This is a genomic window from Micromonospora lupini str. Lupac 08, assembly GCF_000297395.2.
In the GTDB taxonomy this organism is placed as follows: domain Bacteria; phylum Actinomycetota; class Actinomycetes; order Mycobacteriales; family Micromonosporaceae; genus Micromonospora; species Micromonospora lupini.
The window spans coordinates 116,192-132,720 of record NZ_HF570107.1 but is presented as its reverse complement, the minus strand read 5'-3'; the positions used below and the strand labels follow the sequence as shown (position 1 = coordinate 132,720).

17 protein-coding genes are annotated in these 16,529 nt (G+C 71.4%); 3 read left to right on the top strand and 14 right to left on the bottom strand.

Annotated elements, in window-relative coordinates; all coding sequences use genetic code 11:
* Positions 1-75: 75 nt before the first annotated feature.
* Together MILUP08_RS00685 and MILUP08_RS00680 are read right to left on the bottom strand one after the other, a co-directional pair.
* Entirely contained in the window at positions 76-534 is a 459-nt protein-coding gene (locus tag MILUP08_RS00685; RefSeq protein ID WP_007453743.1) for a hypothetical protein, read from the bottom strand.
* A gap of 168 nt (positions 535-702) precedes the next feature.
* Entirely contained in the window at positions 703-1,443 is a 741-nt protein-coding gene (locus tag MILUP08_RS00680) for a hypothetical protein (protein ID WP_007453741.1), read from the bottom strand.
* A 167-nt stretch (positions 1,444-1,610) separates the two neighbouring features.
* Between MILUP08_RS00680 and MILUP08_RS00675 the strand changes: the two genes are divergently transcribed.
* Entirely contained in the window at positions 1,611-2,828 is a 1,218-nt protein-coding gene (locus MILUP08_RS00675) for an arginine deiminase (protein ID WP_039905020.1), read from the top strand.
* Positions 2,829-2,846: 18 nt separating this feature from the next.
* Here the strand turns inward: MILUP08_RS00675 and MILUP08_RS00670 are convergent, their stop codons facing one another.
* From MILUP08_RS00670 to MILUP08_RS00615, 12 genes are all read right to left on the bottom strand, one after another.
* Entirely contained in the window at positions 2,847-3,734 is an 888-nt protein-coding gene (locus MILUP08_RS00670) for a DUF5926 family protein (protein WP_007453737.1), read from the bottom strand.
* Between the two features lie 61 nt (positions 3,735-3,795).
* Complete coding sequence (locus MILUP08_RS00665) at positions 3,796-4,230, bottom strand: ATP-binding protein (RefSeq protein ID WP_237747009.1); 435 nt, start codon at positions 4,228-4,230, stop codon at positions 3,796-3,798.
* Positions 4,231-4,291: 61 nt separating this feature from the next.
* Positions 4,292-5,746, bottom strand: a complete 1,455-nt coding sequence (locus MILUP08_RS00660) for a sensor histidine kinase (protein ID WP_007453733.1) — start codon at positions 5,744-5,746, stop codon at positions 4,292-4,294.
* A gap of 56 nt (positions 5,747-5,802) precedes the next feature.
* Positions 5,803-6,591, bottom strand: a complete 789-nt coding sequence (locus tag MILUP08_RS00655) for a glycerophosphodiester phosphodiesterase (RefSeq protein WP_007453731.1) — start codon at positions 6,589-6,591, stop codon at positions 5,803-5,805.
* A 10-nt stretch (positions 6,592-6,601) separates the two neighbouring features.
* Positions 6,602-6,937: a rhodanese-like domain-containing protein gene (locus MILUP08_RS00650; RefSeq protein ID WP_039905019.1), complete on the bottom strand. Its 336-nt coding sequence runs from the start codon at positions 6,935-6,937 to the stop codon at positions 6,602-6,604.
* Between the two features lie 58 nt (positions 6,938-6,995).
* Positions 6,996-7,739, bottom strand: coding sequence for an LCP family protein (locus tag MILUP08_RS00645; protein ID WP_449288939.1), 744 nt, complete (start codon positions 7,737-7,739; stop codon positions 6,996-6,998).
* A 397-nt stretch (positions 7,740-8,136) separates the two neighbouring features.
* Entirely contained in the window at positions 8,137-9,168 is a 1,032-nt protein-coding gene (locus MILUP08_RS00640; RefSeq protein WP_237747008.1) for an LCP family protein, read from the bottom strand.
* A 424-nt stretch (positions 9,169-9,592) separates the two neighbouring features.
* Positions 9,593-10,816: an LCP family protein gene (locus MILUP08_RS00635; RefSeq protein WP_007453723.1), complete on the bottom strand. Its 1,224-nt coding sequence runs from the start codon at positions 10,814-10,816 to the stop codon at positions 9,593-9,595.
* A gap of 75 nt (positions 10,817-10,891) precedes the next feature.
* Entirely contained in the window at positions 10,892-11,869 is a 978-nt protein-coding gene (locus MILUP08_RS00630) for an NAD-dependent epimerase/dehydratase family protein (RefSeq protein WP_007453721.1), read from the bottom strand.
* 78 nt (positions 11,870-11,947) lie between these two features.
* Complete coding sequence (locus MILUP08_RS00625; RefSeq protein WP_007453719.1) at positions 11,948-13,621, bottom strand: solute symporter family protein; 1,674 nt, start codon at positions 13,619-13,621, stop codon at positions 11,948-11,950.
* Entirely contained in the window at positions 13,599-13,964 is a 366-nt protein-coding gene (locus MILUP08_RS00620; RefSeq protein ID WP_007453717.1) for a DUF485 domain-containing protein, read from the bottom strand. Before MILUP08_RS00620 ends, MILUP08_RS00625 begins: the two co-directional genes overlap by 23 nt.
* A gap of 184 nt (positions 13,965-14,148) precedes the next feature.
* Positions 14,149-14,901, bottom strand: a complete 753-nt coding sequence (locus tag MILUP08_RS00615) for a flavin reductase family protein (protein WP_039905103.1) — start codon at positions 14,899-14,901, stop codon at positions 14,149-14,151.
* A gap of 626 nt (positions 14,902-15,527) precedes the next feature.
* On the opposite strand from MILUP08_RS00615, the gene MILUP08_RS00605 reads away from it, so the two are divergent.
* Together MILUP08_RS00605 and MILUP08_RS00600 are read left to right on the top strand one after the other, a co-directional pair.
* Positions 15,528-16,313 carry a helix-turn-helix domain-containing protein gene (locus tag MILUP08_RS00605; RefSeq protein ID WP_007453711.1) on the top strand — a complete coding sequence of 262 codons (786 nt, stop codon included), beginning with the start codon at positions 15,528-15,530 and terminating at the stop codon, positions 16,311-16,313.
* The gene (locus tag MILUP08_RS00600) at positions 16,310-16,525 is read left to right on the top strand and encodes a DUF397 domain-containing protein (RefSeq protein ID WP_007453709.1); all 216 of its coding nucleotides are present in this window, start codon (positions 16,310-16,312) and stop codon (positions 16,523-16,525) included. The genes MILUP08_RS00605 and MILUP08_RS00600 overlap by 4 nt, the downstream gene beginning before the upstream one ends.
* Positions 16,526-16,529 lie beyond the last annotated feature (4 nt).

Here is a 16,529-nt window from a genome sequence, read left to right as displayed (position 1 = left end):
GAGGGCACCTTACGGCGTGGGTGTGGGCCCACCCCGTCATCGCCGCGTGCGGCGAACGACACATTGCGCCGCAGGTCAGACCTCGGAGAAGAAGGTGAGCGAGCCGGCCACCGCGCCGTCGGTGAGCACCGGGGTGGAGATCGCGTCGACAGTCGCGTCGGAGCTGTCCGCCGACGCGGCCTGCACCCGCAGCAGCCCGCGGGCGAGCCGGCCGGAGGAGAGCGCCAGCAGAGGCGGAATCTTGTCGATCTCGGCCTCGGTCAGCTCGCCCCGATTGGCGGTGAAATCCAGCAGGCGCAGCCCGCCGTCGAGCAGCGGTCGCCCGATCAGGCCGGCCGGGTCGCCCAGGCAGAGCAGCTCGCAGCCGGCGGTGGAGATGGCCACCACCCGGGTGTCGGCGTCGATCAGCAGGCAGGGCTCATCGGCCCGGCCGACAGTCGAGGACCACTGGCCGACGTTGTCGGACTCCAGCTCTGTCGAGGCCCGCGCCGATGGCACGAACACTTCCGAGAGCGAGAGTTCGACGTGGGCCACCGCGCCTCCTATGTCCACCGACGGACTGTCCACGCTAGCCGGTCGCCGACGGAATCACCGAGCGCACCAGGTCACCGGGCCGCACAGCTCGAACCGGGGCGGCCGGCGACGGCGCGGGGGCCGGTGGGGTAGGTGGGGGACCGGGGCCGCGTGGCGTCGCCGGTGACGTTACCGGCGGTGGGCCGGCTTGTCAGCGGCCGTTCGGCCCTCGTCGTACCACCGGTAGTCGGCCGATGGACGGTAGGTGCCGTTCAGCCAGGTGTTGGGGTGCTGTGCCACCCGGGACAGCTTCTCGGCCGTGGCCGGGCTGATCCGGCTGCCACCGGCCACGAGGAGCCGATCCAACTCCCGGTGGGTGGCCATCAGACAGTCCTTCGGAAGGCCGTAGACGCTGATCACGCCGGAGCCCACGAAGGTCAGCACCGGCGTCACCGGAATGGTCAGTCCCACCGCGTCGGAGAGGGCCTTGCTGGCCCGCTTGGCGTCCCGGCGGGCCTCCGTGACGTACGGAGGCCGCTTGCCGTTGATCTGCACGACGTCCCCGGCGACGAGCACCCGGGCCCGGCCGTGGTCGGCGATGGTCACCGCGAACAGGCCGCTCGGCCCGATGGCGAGGAACCCGGCACGGTCGTCCTGGGTGCGGTCGAGCAGGACGTCCGACGCGTCGGTGCGGGGCCACTCGATGACGTGCCAGGCCGGCCCGAGGTGGTCGAGCTGGCCGAGCGCCCGCGCTCCGGCCGCCTCCAGTCGACGGGCTCCCCGCTCGGCACGGCGGCGGCGGGCCCATTCGAGCGGTGTCGGACGGACCGGCTCCAGAACCCCGGGCGACTCGACCCGGGGATGGGGCACCGCGATGGGCGGCAGTGCCCGGGCGGTCGGTACGGCTCGTCGTGCGGGAAAGACAGTCATCGTCGTCGACCTCCGGCAAAAGGTCCCTCGAAGTTATGTCCTCACTACCCTACGTTGCCACTCCCGGTGTTCGGCAAGCCGGAGCGCCGGAGTGACTGTGGATGAATGCCATATTCATCCACAGTTCTTTTCTCGGATGCCGCCAAACCCTGCCCTACGCTGCGGGGGTGACCCACTACGTCGACAGTGAAGTCGGTCGGCTCGGCACCGTGCTGCTGCACCGGCCCGGCCCGGAACTGGCCCGGCTCACCCCTCGCAACAACGACTCCCTCCTGTTCGACGCGATCCCCTGGGTCGGCCGCGCTCAGGAGGAGCACGACGCGTTCGCCGCCGCACTGCGCGAGCGCGGCGTCGAGGTGCTCTACCTGGCCACCCTGCTGGCCGAGACACTTGCCGTCGAGGACGCCCGCGCCGAGTTGACCGAGGAGGTGCTGCGCTCCCGTCGACTGGGCGACACGCTCCGCGCCCGGGTCGCCGACCACCTCGCCTATCTGGACCCGGTCGCGCTTGCGGACGTGCTCACCGCCGGGCTCGCCCACGAGGAGCTGCGGATCAGCTCGGAGCGGCCGGGCGGCCTCGTCTACACCCTGATGGACCGGCACGACTTCGTCATCGACCCGCTGCCGAACCTGCTGTTCACCCGGGACTCGTCGCTGTGGATCGGTGACCGGGTCGGTGTCACCAGCCTGGCCATGCCGGCCCGCCGCCGGGAGACCACCCTGACCGACGCCATCTACCGCCACCACCCGCGCTTCGCCGGCACCGAGTTCGTCTACCGTCCCAACCTTGAGCACCTGGAGGGCGGGGACGTCCTGCTGCTCGCACCGGGCGTCCTGGCGGTGGGGGTGGGCGAGCGGACCACCCCGGCCGGCGCCGAGCGCCTCGGGCGGCAGGTCTTCGCCGCCGGGCTGGCCCACACCATCCTCGTGGTGCCGATCGCCCAGAAGCGCGCCACCATGCACCTGGACACCGTCTGCACGATGGTCGACGCCGACGCCGTGCTGATGTACCCGAACATCGCCAGCACGCTCTCGGCGTACACCGTGATCGCCGGCGCGGACGGCGAGGATCCGCGCGTGGACGGCCCGGCGCCCTTCCTGCGGGCCGCCGCCGACGCGATGGACCTGGACCAGCTCCGGGTCATCGACACCGGCCTGGACCCGGTCACCGCCGAACGCGAGCAGTGGGACGACGGCAACAACACCCTCGCCCTGGCGCCCCGGCTCTGCGTCGGCTACGAGCGCAACACCGAGACCAACGCGCAGTTGGAGCGGGCCGGCATCGAGGTCATCCCGATCGCCGGCTCGGAGCTGGGCTCCGGCCGGGGAGGCCCGCGCTGCATGTCCTGCCCGATCGTCCGCGACCCACTGCCCGTGCACGGGTGAGCGGGCCACGCGCCGGGGTCAGCGCAGGGTGAGCTGGCGGCCGAGCAGCCCCTGACGGGCACGCCGGCCGGCGGCGTCCAGCGGTTCGGTGGTGGCGAGCGCCTCCGCGTACCGCTTGGCGAACTGCGCGACCGGGTCCTCCCAGTCGGCGGCCGGCGTCTCCTCCGGCAGGTCCCACACCGGCACCAGCCGGCCGTGTGCGCGGAACATCCCGGCGAACTTGGTCTGCTCGCCGAGCGTCAGCGTGCCGGCCGCGCCGAGGCGGGCCAACGCGTCCAGGGCGGCGTCCTCGTCGTCCGGCAGTACCCAGCGCACGTGCGCCTTCTCCGGCACCCGGCACCAGTACGCGGCCTTCGCGGCGGTCATCCGCACGGTCGGGTAGATGGCGGCGTTCGCCCGCTCCAGCGACGCCTGCACGCTCGGGTCGTCGGCCGCGCCGGGGTCGAGCCAGAACTCGAACCCGTCGTGCATGGTGATCTCCAGCGGGCCGTCCACCAGGATGTCCTGCAGTCGCGGCCCGGGACCGGGCAGCGGTGGCACCGACACCTGGCCGCCCGGCTCGGCCCGCAGCGCGCAGAGCAGCGCCTCGGCCAGGTCCCGGGAGACGTCGCCGGACTGCTGGTGGCGTTGCAGACCGATGAGCACGCGGCCGTCCGGCTTGCTGATCGCCGGCGCGGCCATCGGCAGCACCGTGGCCAGGGTGACCGACCGGTCCCCGAATTCCTCGACGAGGGCGGGTGCCAGCCGCAGCGGCGCGGACGCGGCGGGCACCAGCTCGCGCAGTGCGATCCACTCGGACTCGTCGGCCAGCCCCTCGAACGGTCGCGGCACGAAGACGTCGCGCACCTTGTCCTTCCGGGGCGCGGTGTCGGCGGCGGCTCGCTGGCTCTTTCGACGCTTGCTCACGGCGTCACAGCCTAAGGCCCCGCCCGCCCCGCCGTGGGCCGGACCCACCCACCCGGCGACGTCAGCTGGCCGTCACCAGGCCGGAACGTGGGGGCGCGGCGGGCCGCGAGGTGGAGGGCGGGTCGAACTCCGCCCAGACGCGCTGGCCCATGCCGTCGCGTTCGACGCCCCAGCGGGTCGCCAGGCCGGCCACGATGTGCAGACCCCGCCCGTCCGAGGCGTCCGGGCTGGCCGTGCGGATCCGCGGGCTGGTGCTCGCGCCGCCGTCGGTCACCCGCAACTGGATCCGGGGGCCCTCGGCGGAGGGCCGCAGCCGCCACGCCACCCGGACCACGCCGCCGGGCAGCGGCCGGGCGTGCCGGACCGAGTTGCCCACCAGCTCGGCGAGCACCGCGATCAGATCCGCGAGGAGCGTCGGCGTCACGACGTCAGCCAGATCGTCGGCGAGCCGGTGTCGCGCCAGTCGTGCTCCGGCGGGGTGGTGGGGAACCACCACGCACCACGCCCGATCCCTCGCTGCCGCTGCCACCGTCGCCTCCACGTCACGCCACCGCCGGTCAACCGCGCGGTAGCCGCACCTCTGCGACCGTACCGCCGTCGGTCCTTGGACGTAGGGATACCCATCCATTCTGTTGTTCAACGATCCGGCGGACGAGATAGAGGCCGAGCCCCGCTCCCGGGTAGCCGCGCCGGTCGCCGGACTCGCCCTGCCAGAACCTGTCGAACGCCCGCTCCACATGCTCCGGCCGGATGCCGATGCCCCGGTCACTGACCCGGAACGCGACCAACTGGCCGTCCACCCCGGCGGTGATCTCGATGGGGGAGCCCGGCGGCGAGTACTTGCCGGCGTTGGTGGCCAGCTCGGTCAGCACGGTGGCCAGGCTGGGCCGGTGGCCGAGCGCCTTGGGCAGGTCGGCCGGGAGACGCAGCGTCAGCCGGTGCCGCAGCTCCGCCGGCAGGTCCACGATGGCGGCGCGCAGCGCCTCACCGAGGTCGAACGGGGTCGGTGGGTCGTCCCCCGGCCCCGCCTCGGCCGCCGAGGAGAGCAGCCGGTCCACAAGTCGGGCCAGCTCGTTGGCGCGCTGCCCGATGACCCGGGCGGCCTGCCGTCGGTCGCCCTCGGTCAGCGACTCCCAGTGGTCGGTGAGCGTGTCCGCGTACCCCTTGATGACGGTGACCGGCGTGCGCAGCTCGTGGCTTGTCACCGCGACGAACAGCTCCCGGTCGTGGTCGCGGCGCTGCTGGTCGGTGATGTCGCGGAAGGTGACCACGCGCAGCGCGCCGGGGCCGGGCAGGTCGCCGGAGGTGATGCGGAGCCAGCGTCCGTCCGGCAGCCGGTGGTCGCGGACCTGACCGGAGGGCGGCAGGGGGAACGGCAGCGGACCGTTCAACGCCTGCTCCGGGGTCCGGCCGGTGACCTGGGCGGCGGCCGGGTTCCACAGCCGGACGTGGCCGTCCCGGTCGACCACCGCCAGCCCGTCGGCGAGTGCCGCCACCACCGGCCCGTCGCCGTGCACCGGCAACCCGCTCTGGTCGCCGTACATGTGCGCGATGCACGAGGCGAGGTAGGCGATCACCCCCTGCTGCTCGTCGCCCGGCTCGTCGTCGCCCGGGTAGAGGGCGTGCAGGCTGCCGACGGTGTGACCGCCGATCTCGGCCCGGGACACCACCATCCGGCGCAACCCGCTGCCGGCCAGCTCGGCGGAGAGCTTGCCGTTGAGCTCGACCACCCGGACCTGGCTCACCCGTGGCCCGGAGAGCAGGCAGACGGTGTCCGGGTCGTCCACCGCGAGCGGCCGGCCGAGCGCCCACTCCGCCGCGCCGGTGGCCGCGATCACCCGGCCGCCGGTCGGACCGAACTCGACGAACGCCATTCCGGTCGCGCCGAGCGCCGGTTGGGTCACGCGGAGGAGCTGGGTGAGGACCGGCAGACCCGCGTCCCCAGAGTTGATCATCTCGATCACGACGGCCTGGCCGGCGAGGAGAGCGGGGAAATCGATTCGCTCCGGCATGTGCCGAGTCTGCCCCGCCGGTCCGGCTTTCGGCACCCCCCGGGTCGAGGCCCGTTTCAGCGGTCCCGGCGGGCCAGGACGTGCGCGGGTCGGTCGGTGATGATCCCGTCCACCTCCTCGGCCAGCACCAGCTCCAGGTCGGCCGGCTCGTTCACCGTCCAGACGTACACCTGGTTGCCGGCGGCGCGCAGCGCGGGCAGCAGGCGCGGTCGGGCCCGGACCAGGCCGATGCCCGGCCCGGCGATGCGGGTGCCGAACGGCAGCCGGCCCAGCCGCAGCCACGGCGGCAGCACCTCCAGCAACAGCACCGTGGGCAGCGCCGGGGCCAGCTCCCGGACCCGGCGCAGCGCCAGCGGGGAGAACGACATGACGGTGACCTGGACCGGGTCGTCCGGCGCGGGGTCGGCCAGCCCGTACTGCCGCAGCAGCTCGACCAGCCGCCGCTCCACGTTCGAGCCGTAGCGGGACGGGTGTTTCGTCTCCACCAGCAGCCGGACCGGCCGGCCGGCGGCGAGCACCGCCTCGAGCAGCCGGGCCAGCGTCAGCAGCCGGGTGTGCGACTCGTCCGGCGGCAGGTCACCGCTGGGCGCGCTGCCCGGATGCCAGGACCCGAAGTCAAGCGCGTCCAGCTCGGCGAGGGTACGCGCGCTGACCAGACCGCGGCCGTTGCTGGTGCGGTCCAGGCGTCGGTCGTGTACGCAGACCAGATGCCCGTCCCGGGTCAGCCGGACGTCGCACTCCAGCCCGTCGGCGCCCTCGTCGAGGGCGCGCAGGTACGCGGCGAGGGTGTGCTCCGGAAGGTCGTACGAGGCGCCGCGGTGCGCGAAGACCAGAGGCCCGCCCATCCCGGCCGCCTCAGATGACCTGGCCGGGCTGCCCGTTCGCGTCGACCACGGGCCGGCCGACCGCTGCCCACTGGCGCATCCCGCCGTCGGCGTTGCGCACCTGCTCCCAGCCGTTGTTGACCAGGTAGGCGACGACCTGGGCGGACCGTCCGCCGGAGCGGCAGATGACTGCCACGTCCCGGTCGGTGGGCACCTCGGCCAGCCGCGCCGGCAGCTCCATCATCGGCAGGTGGTGGGCGGTGGGGGCGTGGCCGGCCGCCCATTCGTCGGCCTCCCGCACGTCGAGCAGGTAGGTGTCGTCGGCGATCTCGGTCACGGGCACGGTGGGAACCTGGGGTCCGAACACAGGAAGCAACACTAGATCCTCGCGGGCCGGATCGGCACCGACCCGGCCGTCGGCACTGTCACAACCGGGACACCCAGCGCGGGTTGGCCTGCGCCCAGGCCGGTACGCGGGTGCCCCGGACGGCCTCGAACAGCCCGTTGCCGCCGTTGTCGAGCACCACGTACGAGACCTGGTCGATGGTCTGTGACGACGAGGGCACCTGGACGCCGTGCATCCCGTCGGGCGGCAGCGCGCGGAGCGCGAGGAGCAGGTCCTCCAGGGGTACGCCGTTGGTGTCCACGGTCAACGAGCCGCCGACCGCCCGGAGCACCTGGTCCAGTTTGACCGGGTTGCTGCGCAGATCGGCGTGGCCGGCGCTGTCCAGCATCGCCCGCAGGAGTTGCTGCTGGTGGTGCTGTCGGTCGAAGTCCCCGTTGGGAAGGTCGTAGCGCTGCCGTACGTAGTCCAGCGCCCGCGCGCCGTCCATCTGCTGGCAGCCGGTGGGGAAGACCCGGTTGGTGTGGATCGAGCGGACCTCGGTGTCCACGCACATCTGCACCCCACCGAGGAGGTCGATCACCTTCCGGAAGCCGGAGAAGTCGATGAGCGCGGCGCCGTCGAAGCGGATGCCGGTGAGCCGGTTCAGGGTGACGGAGAGCAGTCGGGTGCCGGCCTGCCCGCCGCCGCCGTGCTCGTACGCCGCATTGATCTTGTCCGGACCGCCGCCGAAGCCGTTCGCCGGCGGGATGGCGACCAGCAGGTCACGCGGGATGGAGACCAGGTACGCCTCCCGCCGCCCGGCGGGCACGTGCACGATGAGGATGGTGTCCGAGCGCTGGTCCGGCTCGCTGCTGCCGGCGCGTCGGTCGGTGCCGATCAGCAGATAGTTGAGCGGCCCGTCCAGGTCGGTCCGGTCGGTGCGGGCGTCCGCGTCGAGCAGTTGCTCCTTGGTGACCGTACGGTCGTACCGGTGGGTGAGCGTCTTGAGCCCGACCAGGGCGAGCCCGGCCAGCAGGGTGAGGGCCAGGCCGACGCCGAGCAGGAGGCGCGGCCAGAGAGCGCGGCGCGGCGCGGCCGGGCGTGCCCGGTCGGCTGCGGTCCGTCCCCACCTGGTCGTGACCGCCTCCCCGCAGCCGATACGTGAAACCTGCTCACGTCAGGCTACGGGCGGTAACGGACCGGTCGCCGGGCTTTCCCCGACTTCCGGGCGCCGCCGGTTGTCACTTGCGTGTGGAAATCACCTCGGGGTGGGTGAAGACGAACTCCGCGAGCTTGTCTTGCTTGACCGCCTGGAACATGTCCATCGTCTCGGCGTTCAAGCCCTCGGTGCTGTTGCCGTTGCCGTTGAAGGTGCCGTTGTTGGTCTTCAACATCGTCAGCTCGTTCGCGGTCACCCCGCGCATGGTGAAGATGAAGTTCTCGATGGGTACGCCGCCGGTGTCCAGCACGAACGCCTTGCCGGCTGCCTTGATCAACTGATTCATCTTGGCCGGGTTGGACAGCATCCCGCCGTCGGTGGCCTTCTTGGCCATCGCCTTGATCAGTTGCTGCTGGTTCTGCTGCCGGTCGTAGTCGCCGTTGCGGAGGGTCTTGCGCTGCCGCGAGTAGTCGAGCGCGGCCCAACCCTCCATCTCCTGGCAGCCCTTCTTGTGCACCACCGGCTTCATCGGCTTGCCGGTCTTCTTGGCGTCGGCGTTCCACATCGGCTTACCGTCGACATACTTCATGTGCAGCGACGTGACCTCCTGGCTCACGCAGATTCGCACGGTGCCCAGGGTGTCGATGACGTTCTTGAAGCCCCCGAAGTTGATGATCGCCGCGCCGTCGAAGCTGATGCCGGTGAGGCGCTTGATCGTCTGCGCCATCAGCTGGGCGCCACCCTCCCAACCGCCACCGTTGCGGGCACCGGCCTGGAAGGCAGCGTTGATCTTGTCGGTGCCACCGGTGAAGCCGCTCTTCTTGAAGGGCGGGATCTGCGCCTCGGTGTCGCGGGGGATCGAGATCAGGTACGCCTGGTCGTGCGAGGCCGGGATGTGCAGGATGATGATGCTGTCCGACCGGACGTTGTCGGCGGCCCAGCGTTCCCGGGCGTCCACGCCGAGCAGCAGCATGTCGATCGGCCCGTCCAGGCTCGCGCCACCCTCGGCGTCGGACTTGCCGGCGTCACCGAGCAGGTTGCGCTGGGCGATGTCGCCGGTTGCCTGGCCGACGAGCACCTTGGTGCCGACGATGGCCGCCCCGCTGCTGAGCATCAGCACCGCACCGAAGATGACGGTCAGGCGGGCCCAGAGCGGATCCTTGCGGCGCGGGCGCTTCTTCGCCGGCCCCTTCCCGCCCGACCGGCCGGCGCCGCTGCCCGGCGGGCGACCGCCCGGCCCACCGCCTGACGGGCCCGGCTGTACCGGAATGGACGCGGCGATCCGGCCGCTTTGCGCGGCGGATCCGGGGGACGTAGGGCGACGGCTGGCCTGAACCGGCATGCGTGCTCCAGCTCGTGATCAGGAGGGGGCGGCCCCACTGTACGTACATCAATTCGACTTTGCGAGTTCATCCGGGCTCAATCGGGACGACAGGTCCCGTCAACCGGGCGATCGTCCCCACTCGATGACCGTAAAGGCGAGGTCGGCTCGACTTCGGGTGGACCGCGTCGCCGCCGACGCGGTCCACCCCCCGCGGTCAGCCGCCGTCGGTGTTCTTCGGCGGGTTGGCCTTGACCCAGTCGGCCATGGTGTCCGCCGACATGGCCCGGTACATCGCCAGCGCCTTCTCCCGGTCGGACACCACCACCGACTCGCCGTTGATGGTGTCGCTGCCCGAGTTCGGGCTGGTCAGGAAGGTGAGGTTCTGCCCGCGCAGGTTGCGGAACTGCACCGCCATGTCCGTCACCGAGAAGCCCTGGTCGACGGTCACGGCCGCGGTCACCGACTTGAGGAAGTCGTTGAGCTTCTTCGGGTTCGCAAGCGTGCCGCTGCTCGCCGCCTTGTCCATCAGCGCCCGGAGGAACTCCTGCTGGTGCCGCATCCGGGCGAAGTCGCCCTCCGGGAACTGCTTGCGCTGCCGGATCCAGTCCAGTGCCTCCGCGCCGTCCATGTGGTTGGTGCCCTTGGTGAACGTCCGGTACGGCTTGTGGATCGAGGTGATCGTCCGCTCGACCTTGAGGTCCACGCCGCCGAGGGCGTCGGTGACCTCCTTGAAACCGCCGAAGTCGATCGCCATCACGTGGTCGATCCGAACGTCGGTGAAGCACTCCACGGTGCGCACGGCCAGCGGCAGGCCACCGAACGCGAACGCCGCGTTGATCTTCGCGCGCTTGCCGGAGCCGCAGTCCGCTCCGGCGCTCTCCGGGATCGGCACGTACAGGTCACGCGGGATGGAGACCAGATAGGCCGCCTGATGGTCGGCCGGGATGTGCATCACGATGACCGTGTCGGCCCGCCACTGGCTCTTGCTGTCGACAGGCGCGTCCGGGTCCCGGGAGTCGCTGCCGACCAACAGGATGTTCAACGCGCCGTCGACGGTCTTCGCCGGCCGACCGCCGGTGATCTCCGCGAACGGGTCGGTGCGGGTCAGGTCGTTGTTGAGGTTGCGCGCGTACATCCAGGCGCCCAGGCCGCCGAGCAGCGCCAACACCAGCACCGCGATCCCGGCCACCAGGCCGATCCGCCCCCAGCGCGGCCGTGGGCCACGCCGTCCCGGTCCGCCGGCGCCACCCGGCCCGCCCGGTCCCGTCGGCCCCGCCGGGCCGCCCGGACCGCGCTGCTGCTCGTCGTACGACGGGTACCAGCGCGCCTCGGCGGGACGCGCGCGTCCGGAGGCGCCCCGGTCGGGGCCGGGCACCGAGGCGCGCCCGGCGCTGCGGTGCAGATGCGGGTGAGGAACGCCGGCAGAGGTCGCTGACATGTAACTCAGGGTACGTAGCGGGAGCCACTCCCGCCCTCAGGCAACACTCAGCGATCGGAGGTCCGCCGCGAGCGGTTACCCTAGCCGCGCCCGGAAGTACTCGATCGTGCGTCGCAGGCCGTCTTCGGGCGCCACGGTCGGCTCGTATCCGAGCAGTTCACGGGCGAGGGTCAGATCGGGGCGGCGCATCTCCGGGTCGTCCGCGCTGCGGGTGATGTACGTCACCTGCGAGCTGCTGTCGGAGAGTGACACGATCAACTCGGCGAGTTGACGCATCGACATCTCGTGCTCGGTGCCGCAGTTGACCGGGCCGGTCTCGGTCGAGTCGAGCAGCAGCAGGATGCCGCGCACCAGGTCCTCGACGAAACAGATCGACCGCGTCTGGTTGCCGGTGCCGTGCACGGTGATCGGCTCGCCGCGCAGCGCCTGGGAGATGAAGGTGGGGATGGCGCGGCCGTCGTCCGGGCGCATCCGCGGGCCGTACGTGTTGAAGATCCGGACGATTGCCGCGTCCAGCCCGCGGTAGCGGTGGTACGCCATCGTGGCGGCCTCGGAGAAGCGCTTCGCCTCGTCGTAGACGCTGCGGACGCCGATGGGGTTGACGTTGCCCCAGTAGGTCTCGCGCTGCGGGTGCTCCTTCGGGTCCCCGTACGCCTCGGAGGTCGAGGCCATCAGGAACCGGGCGCCGTCGGCGGCCGCGCGCTCCAGCAGGTGCAGGGTGCCCACCGAGCCGACCCGGAGGATCTCCACCGGCAGCTGCGCGAAGTCGGTGGGGCTGGCCGGCGAGGCCATGTGCAGGATCGCGTCGAACCGCTCGGCCAGCGCCGGGTGGTGGGTCGGCAGACCGTCGGAGAGGTCCGCCTCGACAAGCGTGAAGGTCGGCCGGTCCAGGAGGTGGGCGACGTTCTCCTTGGAACCGGTGACGAAGTTGTCCAGCGCCACCACCGTGCAGCCCCGGGCGATCAGGGAGTCGACCAGGTGCGAGGGGACGAAACCGGCGCCGCCGGTGACGAGAACGCGGTGACCGGAACCGAAGCGCTCAGCAACCTTCATGCCGGTCAGCCTACCGATCGTCGGATACGGGACGGACCCCCGCTGACGCGTGGCGTCGGCGGGGGCCCGTCCGGAGTCTCAGTGGGCGCCCGAACCGGTGAGGGCGCGCACCTCCAGCTCCGCGTACTTCGCCTCGTCGTTCTCCTTCGAGATGAGGGTGCCGATCCACCCGCACAGGAAGCCGAACGGGATGGAGAGGATGCCCGGGTTGGACAGCGGGAACCACTGCCAGTCGTGCTTCGGGAACATCGAGGTCGCCGCGCCCGAGACCACAGGCGAGAAGAACACCAGCAGTACGGCCGACAGCAGACCGCCGTAGATCGCCCACACCGCGCCGGAGGTGTTGAACCGCCTCCAGAACAGGCTGTAGAGGATCGCCGGCAGGTTGCCCGAGGCGGCGACCGCGAAGGCCAACGCCACGAGGAACGCCACGTTGAGGTTCTGCGCGTAGATCGACAGGAGGATGGAGATCGCGCCGATCACCAGGGCGGAGATCCGGGCGACCCGCACCTCCTGGCGCTCCGACGTCTGCCCCTTCTTCAGGACGTTCGCGTAGAAGTCGTGCGCCAGGCTTGACGAGGAGGCCAGGGTCAACCCGGCGACCACCGCCAGGATGGTGGCGAAGGCGACCGCCGCGATGATCGCCAGCAGGGCCGCGCCACCCAGGTCACCGCCGAAGAACTCCAGGCCGAGCGCCTCCGCCAACTGTGGTGCGGCGGTGTTGCCTGCCTTGTCCTGAGCGGTGATGGCCTCGCTGCCCACAAGCGCCGCCGCGCCGAAGCCGAGGGCCAGGGTGAGCAGGTAGAAGGTGCCGATGATGCCGATGGCCCAGAGCACGCTCTTGCGGGCCGCCTTGGCGGTCGGCACGGTGTAGAAGCGGATCAGGATGTGCGGGAGACCCGCCGTGCCGAGCACCAGCGCGATGCCGAGCGAGAGCAGGTCCATCTTGTTGTAGAAGGTCTGCTTGGCGTTCCCGGCGACCTCCACGCCGTAGCGCAGGCCCGGTTCCAGCAGTTTGTCGCCCTTGCCGGAGCGGTCGGCTGCGGCACCGAGCAGCTCCGAGAGGTTGAAGTGGAACTTCGCCAGGACCAGCACGGTCATCAGCAGCGCGCCGGTCATCAGCAGGAACGCCTTGACGATCTGCACGTACGTGGTGCCCTTCATGCCACCCACGGTCACGTAGATGATCATGAGGGCGCCGACCATGATGATGGTCGCCACCTTGGCGGTGCCCGCGTCCATGCCGAGGAAGGTCGTCCCGGGCTTGATGCCGAGCAGCAGCGCGACAAGCGCGCCGGCGCCCACCATCTGCGCCAGCAGATAGAAGATCGACACCGTGATGGTGGAGACCGCCGCCGCCGTCCGCACCGGTCGCTGACGCATCCGGAAGGCCAGCACGTCGGCCATCGTGTACCGGCCGGAGTTGCGCAGCAGTTCCGCGACGAGCAGCAGCGCCACCAGCCAGGCGACCAGGAAGCCGATCGAGTAGAGGAAGCCGTCGTAGCCGTAGAGCGCGATGATGCCGGCGATGCCGAGGAACGAGGCGGCCGACATGTAGTCGCCACCGATCGCCATGCCGTTCTGGAATCCGGAGAAGGACCGACCGCCCGCGTAGAAGTCGGTGGCCGTCTTGGTCTGCCGGCTGGCCCAGATGGTGATGGCCAGGGTCACCGCCACGAAGACCAGGAACAGCGTGATGGTCAGGTTGCGGGCGGTGTGGTTGCCGGCTTCAGCCGCGAGGACCGTGTTCATGGGTCACCTCCCCGATCTCGGCGCGGATCCGGTCGGCGACCGGGTCGATCTTCCGGTCCGCGTAGCGGGAGTAGAGCCAGGCGATCACGAACGTGGAGACGAACTGGAGCAGGCCGAAGACCAGCGCGACATTGATGTTGCTGCCGAACAGCTTCGTGCCCATGAAGTCCCGGGCGTACGCGGAGAGAATGACGTAGAGCGCGTACCACAGGAAGAACGCGACGGTCATCGGGAAGACGAAGCCGCGTAGCGCGCGCCGTAGCCCGGCGAACTCGTCCGACCGTTGCACGGCCAGGTACTTGTCCGGCTGGGAGGCGGTAGGCGCGGGTGTGTCCGTGGACATCTGTGGATCACCACCTTCACAGGCGTCGGGGGTAGTTCCGCGCACCGTAGAGAGCACGCTCCCCCACGGGGAAGGCCGAGATCGACGCCGGTCGTCGAGTGCGCCGAGCGGTTGACTGGCTGCGCCGAGTGACCCAGGTCACCCCGGTGACCGGTCGGGCCGGTCGGGCCCGTTGGGGCGTTGGTCAGCCCGGCAGCTCGTGGTAGCGCCCCCGGTAGTGCAGCAACGGCGTGGCCTCTTCGGCCAGGTCGACCACCTCGATGGTGGCTTCCACCAACAGGCCCCAGCCGTACTCCCGGGCGGTGTCCAGGCGGCAGCCCACCCAGCCGCCGGCGTCGGTCGGCACCGGCCCGTAGGGCGTCTCGGTCCACGTGCCGGTGGCGAACAGCCCACCCGGGGCGGGGAAGAGGCCGGCGAACCGGTCGGCGAGCTGGCGGTGCGGCGGGCCGAGCGGCGCGACCGCGAACCGGCCCGCCTCCTCGACGGCGGCCCAGAGATCGGACTCCGCGTCGATCAGCCCGAGCAGCCGGTCCGGCTCTCCTTCGGCGACCAGGGTGGACGAGACGGTCAGGCCCGCCGGACCGGGCGCCGTCCAGAGGGTCACCGGCGCGGCGAGCCGCCCCCGCAGCCGGCGGACCGGCGACCGCTGCCCGGTCGGCACCGCGAACGGGTCGGTGTGGTGGATCTCGGCACCCGGCTCATGATTCACGTGAAACATTGTGCCGCCCCGACCCCGCGCCCAACCCAGGAAGCGCTCGTGCAGATCGGCGGGTCGCCCGTTGAGCCGAGCGAGCTGGTCAGCCGCCTCCGCCATCAGAGTGCCCAGGTAGAACAGCAGCGCGGTGCGGTCGTGCCGGTAGTCGCGGAGCAGCGCCAGCCGCGCCGGCTGACACGGCCAGAGCGCGCCGCAGCCCCGACACCGCCACAGCGGTCGCATCGGCACGTGCGGCCGGCTCACCAGCGCCCCCCGACGGCCGCCAGCCGCGCCGGCCGGCCCGCGCGCGGTTCCGCTGGCTGGCGCTCGTGCGGTCCGGCCGGAGGGCAATGCGCCGATGAGGCGTATGACTCGGAGTCATATTGATACCTCTGAGTCATACCGCTCGCTGGGGTGTCCGGCTTCCGCGAGCGACACGCCGCAACTCGGCCCGCGCGGGTCCGGCCGCCGCCCGTCGGCCTCGCGCTCATCACCGGTCGCCGCCCGCCCGGTCGTCGCCGGGGGGGCGAACCGGCCCCGCCCGGTCGCGACACGGCCACCGTCGGCCGCCTCCCCCACGCCGGTGGCCCGTCCGGCACGGTCGTCGGCACCACGGCCTTCCTCCTCCGGTACGACCACCGCGCCCCGATCCCCACGAGGATGAACCCGACCATGAGCGATCCCTCCCAGTCGACGAGGGCCGCCCCGCTCGGGGGATGACCGGGGCGGCCCGACGCAGGACCGACCGCCGGGACGTCGCCTCCACCGGCCGGGCCGCGCGTCCTCCACCCTGGACTCCCGGCCCTGGGCAGGGGAGGATTCCAGGGCTTACTACGCAGCGCGGTCGCGTACTTACCGGGAAGGTAAGGATGAACATCGAGATGTGGGTACGGGCGTTGAAGGCCGCCCGAGCCGGTGCCGAGGTCTCTCAGGAGGCGCTGGCGACCGTGATCAGGTGGAGCCCGTCCACGGTGGCCGCCATCGAGACCGGCCGCCGCCGGCCCACCATGGAGTTCGCGGTCGCCGCGGACGAGGCCCTCGCCACCGGTGGCCTCCTCGCCGAACTCCTCCGAGCCGCCGACCAGGAACGCGGTCCGTCGTGGTTTGCGCAGTGGCGCGAATACGAGCAGCGAGCCCTGCGCTTGCGCGCCTTCGAGGCGTGTCTCGTCCCGGGCCTGCTGCAGACGGAGGCGTATGCCCGTGCCGTCATCTCGGCGGGCGGACTGCACGCACCGAACATGGTCGACGAGCTTGTTGCGGTCCGACTGGAACGTCAAAAGCTGCTGACCCGCGACGTGCCGCCGCACTGCGTCTTCCTGCTCGACGAGACGGGCCTTCGTCGACCCGTGGGCGGCCCTGCCGTGCTCGACGCCCAGCTCGGTCGACTGCAGGAGGTAGCGGCCCTGCCATTCGTCCGGCTGCACGTCATTCCACTGGCCGTGGGCGAGCACGTCGGCCTCGGCGGTGGCTTTGTGCTCGCTGATCTGCCGGACCGGGACAGGGCGCTCTACCTGGAGAATGCCGTTCGGGGACACGTCATTGACGACCCCGAGATGATCGCCTTGATCGATCGTAAGTGGGATAGCCTGCTCGGCGAAGCACTCTCCACCGGCGCCTCGCTGGATCTGATCCGGAAGCTGAAGGTGACGCAATGACGATGAGCGAGCCAGGCTGGCGCACGTCGACCCGGTCGACCGACTCCGGCGGCAACTGCGTCGAGGTGGCGGACAATCTGCCCGACGTCGTGTTGGTGCGCGACAGCAAGGATCGCTCCGGTCCGACGCTCACCTTCGCTCCGGGCGCCTGGCGTGACTTCGTCTCCCAGGCCGCTCAGACCGCCCAGGGCGCCGGCCCGAACGCCGGTTGACGAC